General features: G+C 76.9%; 1 protein-coding gene. It reads right to left on the reverse strand.

The genetic code is table 11. The features are described 5' to 3' along the window. Positions 1–2,099, reverse strand: a 2,099-nt coding sequence (locus G3I42_RS34525) for an AAA family ATPase (protein ID WP_164291602.1), incomplete at both ends; no start/stop codon positions are given.

The following is a 2,099-nucleotide window of genomic DNA, read 5'->3' on the forward strand; positions in this document are numbered from 1 at the left end:
CGTGGCCCGGTGCGGCGGCGGGCAGTCCCCGCGTCGTGGCCTCCAGCCCCGCGGCGGCGAGCAGGACGGGCCACGCGTGGCGGTGTGCGTCGGCGGGGAAGCCCTCGCGCAACGCCTCGTCGACGAGGGCACGCCCGGCCGCGACGTCGCGCGCCTCGGTGGCGAGGCGGATGCCGAGGGAGAGCAGCGGAAGGCGGCGCTGCGGGGCACGGCCCTCGGACCCGGCGGGTTCGCGCAACGACTCGTACTCCTCCCGGGCGCTCGCGGTGTCGCCCGTCCGCAGGGCGAGGAGTCCGCGCGTGAGGCCGACGAGGGCCCGGACGACGGCGCCCGCGCCGGGCTGATCCGCGCGGCGCAGGGCCTCTTCGGCGTCGGCGTGGCGGCCGAGCGAGAGGAGGGACTCGGCGGCGTTGGACCACGTGAACGCGGCGCTGCCGACAAGTCCGTGGCGGGCGCAGATCTCGGCGCCCTCCACGGCGACGCGCGCCCCCTCGGCGGAGCGGCCGATGCCTTCGAGGACGGAGGGCAGGTTGGCGTGGGAGCGGGCGATGTGGTCGGGGGTCGCGAGCGCGAGAGCGCGTTCCTTCACCTCGTACAGCTCGGCGAGTCCGCCCTCGATGTCCCCGGCGCCGACGCGGAGCACGCCGCGCGTGACGCGCGCGGAGAGTTCGATGTGGACGGCGCCGACCATACGGGCGTAGGCGACGGCGCGTTCGGCGGCGACGAGGCTGTCGGCGCCCGGTTTGTTGACCATCGACCAGCCCGCGAGGTGCGCGAGGACTTCGGCGTGCGTCTCCGAGGGCGGCAGTCCCCGGACGAGTTCTTCCGCGCTGCGCAGTTCGGCGCCGCCGTCGCTCCGGCCGAGCGCGGTGGCGAGCTGTGAGCGCCGCGTCCAGAACCAGGCGGCGCGCAGCGGGTCCGGCTCCTGCTCCAGGAGGCGCAGGGCCCGTCCCACGAGCGTGTAGGCGCGACCGGCCTCGCCGCACAGCCGTCCGGCGGTGGCGGCGTCGGCGAGGAGGTCGAGGGGCGCGGGGGTGCCGGCCTCCGGTTCGGGCACCTGGTCGCGCAGTTCCAGGGCGCGGCCGAGGTGGTGGAGCTGTTCGGCGTACGCGTGCCGGGCGCGGGCGCTCGCGGCGGCGCGGAGGGCTGCGGGCAGGGCCTTGGCGGGCTCGCGCGCGGCGTACCAGTAACCGGCGAGGCGGGCGTCGAGTTCCTCGGCGCGTACGAGGTGCGGGGCGGACGCGACGGTCTCGGCGTAGCGGCGGTTGAGCGCGGAGCGCTCGCCGGGCAGCAGGTCGTCGCACACGGCTTCGCGGACGAGGGAGTGCCGGAAGCGGTAGCCGTCCGGTGTGGGCGTCAGGAGGTGGGCGCTCGTCGCGGCGCGCAGCGCGTCGAGGAGGGTGTCCTCGGGCATCGCGCTGACGGCGGCGAGCAGGGGATGTCCGACGGCGGAGCCGCCCTCGGCGACGAGGCGCAGAACCCGCCGGGCGTCCGCGGGCACGGCCTCGACGCGGACGAGGAGCAGTTCGCGCAAGTTCTCGCTGAGCCCGGGGCTGTGGCCCTCGCGCAGGGACACGGCGAGTTCCTCGACGAAGAAGGCGTTGCCCTCGGAGCGCGCGTAGATCTCGTCGACGAGCGCCGCTCCGGGCTCGGCGCCGAGTATCCCGGCGAGCTGGCGGCGTACGTCGGCGTGGCCGAGGCGCGCGAGGTCGATACGGCGCACGGCGCGCAGCCGGTCCAGCTCGGCGAGCAGCGGCCTCAGCGGGTGCCGGCGGTGCAGGTCGTCCGAGCGGTACGTGGCGAGGAGCAGCAGCCGCCCGGCGCGCAGCGTGCGCAGGAGGTGCGCGTACAGGTGGCGGGTCGAGGCGTCCGCCCAGTGCAGGTCTTCGAGTACGAGGACGAGCGGGCGCGCGGCGGCCAACTCCTCCAGGAGCCGCGTGACGTGGCCGAAAAGGCGCGCGCTGTCCTCGGCGGAGTGCGGGTCGCCGGACGGCCCTGTCAGGTCGGCGGTCCCGGGCCCGGCGGGCGGCGCGGCGGTCTCGGGGAGGAGCCGGGCGAGGTCGGCGCCCATCCCCGCCCCGGCGCGCGCGAACTCCTCG

Source organism: Streptomyces sp. SID11385 (assembly GCF_010548245.1).
GTDB lineage: Bacteria > Actinomycetota > Actinomycetes > Streptomycetales > Streptomycetaceae > Streptomyces.